This window comes from Azospirillum sp. P4_B5 (assembly GCF_056402275.1).
This window is the reverse complement of record NZ_JBFUHT010000120.1, coordinates 1-1,785: the sequence shown is the minus strand read 5'-3', so window position 1 is coordinate 1,785 and position 1,785 is coordinate 1. Positions and strand designations below refer to the sequence as shown.

The window sequence follows — 1,785 nt, the reverse complement described above, 5'->3', positions numbered from 1 at the left end:
TCTCGGTTGATGGTCGTCAAGCAACCTCAACTTAGCCGAAGAGCACGGTGACCGCCCGCTCCCGGACGGCTGGCCCGCCTGCGCCAGCTATGGGGAGCGCTCCGGCGGGCCAGCCTCACGTCTCAGACACCACTCGGCGGGACACGGCCGTCGAAAAAATCGCTTGCGATCCGTCTTTGGCCCGAAAAATCGGATCAGTATCCATCTGATCGAAACTCCCGCCGCCCGCCGCTCCACGCGCACGCTGTAGCGAGCGTGCTGCGATGGCGGCATGGTCGCCCGGACGTCGGCACTCTCCTTGTAGAACTCTTCCGCCAGGGCTTGGGCTTCAGCTTCCACCCGCTTTGCTTCCGATGCGATTACCGCACTCAACAGGTCACGAAACGATGCTCCGGAACGCTCTCTCAGTGCGTCCATCTCTTCGTGAAGCTCCATTTTCACCCCCCGTCAGGGCATATATCTAACCATATGCCCCGACCACCCCCCTGTGCCATAGAAGAAATCCAGGCTTTCCGCCGTGACTTGAAGGATCTTCTTAGCGGGGTCGGGGCATATAGGAATGGCCCCGACCCCTCCCGTCAGGGCCATGATAGTGCTTCTATCGAAGCGATTCCTGGCCTTGTAAAGGGGGGTGGGGCAAATAAAGTGGGTGGTCGGGGCATATGAAGATGGCCCCGACCACCCCCGTCAGGGCCATGGTGAAGTTGATGGAATGAGGTCCTCTTGCCTCCCTTGTGGCCCCGCCGGAGAGTGAGCGGGCCTGCCGAGCAGCCGCTACGGAAGCCCATGACGGCAGGCAGCAGCCTCCGATGCTGAGTGTGCACCGCCAGTCGTCCGCCAGTGACATTGGATGCCTGATACCCATGACGGCAGGCAGCAGCCTCCGATGCTGTGTGTACCGCCAGTCGCCCGCCAGTGACATTGGCTTCCTGATACATGCGAAAGACGACGAAAATCATCGCCTTTCGGTGGCGCGGTGCCCCTGTCGAGATTGGTAACGTGTCTCTCCCGGTTCACACAGTGGACTGCCAGAGCAACCAGCAGGATTGCGTCACCATGTTCGCCATCGGTCTTGATATTGGCTATTCCAATCTAAAGCTGGCTTACGGAGAGGTGCCGGACAGCGGGACACCCAAGCCGGCCGTCACGCAGGTGCTGCCCGCCGGTGCGGGGCGCCTGTCCGATCTGCCTTTGCGGATGGGCAAAGCGGACGGAGACACCGACGCACTGGTCGTCAACGTCAACGGCGAGAAGTGGGTCGCCGGCGTGGACCAAGCCCGGCTTGAGACCTCAGTGCGCGAGTTGCACGCTGATTATCCAGCCTCCGATGCTTACCGCGGAGCTATGAGGGAAAATGGGTGACGGGCGGATCAGGCGGCGTGCTGTGACGCGGTGTCGGTGACCAGCTTGAACACCATCAGCTTGGCGGTGTCCTGCGGGAGCGCTCCCTTGGTGTCAGTGCCAATTGGATACTGGTCCTCCGCGTTGCCGGTGCGGAACTCCAGCTCCGGATGACGCTGCCGCGCCCGCTCGACCATCGCCGGGCTGAGGTCGATGCCGACCCCGCGCGACGGCTGCAGGAAGGCCAGCGTGTCGCCCGTGCCGCAGCCGATCTCGAGGATCGACGCGTTCTCCGGAACTAGGGTCTGTTGACATTCATGTGGCGAAGGGGGGTTCCCGCGGCTTGCGAAACCTGATTCAAGGCTGCCGAGCAGGAGGTGGCCTTGGACCGATTGGTGCTGCAGGATGATCAATGGGAGCGGATCGCACCGCTTTTGCCGGGAA

At 62.3% G+C, this 1,785-nt stretch carries 3 protein-coding genes; 1 reads left to right on the top strand and 2 read right to left on the bottom strand.

Features of this window, described 5'->3' with window-relative positions:
• Window positions 1–87 precede the first annotated feature (87 nt).
• The gene (mobI, locus tag AC1DVI_RS32260; protein ID WP_476961452.1) at window positions 88–417 is read right to left on the bottom strand and encodes a conjugative transfer protein MobI(A/C); all 330 of its coding nucleotides are present in this window, start codon (window positions 415–417) and stop codon (window positions 88–90) included.
• Between the two features lie 639 nt (window positions 418–1,056).
• On the opposite strand from mobI, the gene AC1DVI_RS32255 reads away from it, so the two are divergent.
• A complete protein-coding gene (locus AC1DVI_RS32255) occupies window positions 1,057–1,362 on the top strand; it encodes a ParM/StbA family protein (protein ID WP_476961450.1) in 306 nt (101 codons plus the stop codon).
• 8 nt (window positions 1,363–1,370) lie between these two features.
• Here the strand turns inward: AC1DVI_RS32255 and AC1DVI_RS32250 are convergent, their stop codons facing one another.
• Entirely contained in the window at window positions 1,371–1,580 is a 210-nt protein-coding gene (locus AC1DVI_RS32250; protein ID WP_476961451.1) for a class I SAM-dependent methyltransferase, read from the bottom strand.
• Between the last annotated feature and the right edge of the window lie 205 nt (window positions 1,581–1,785).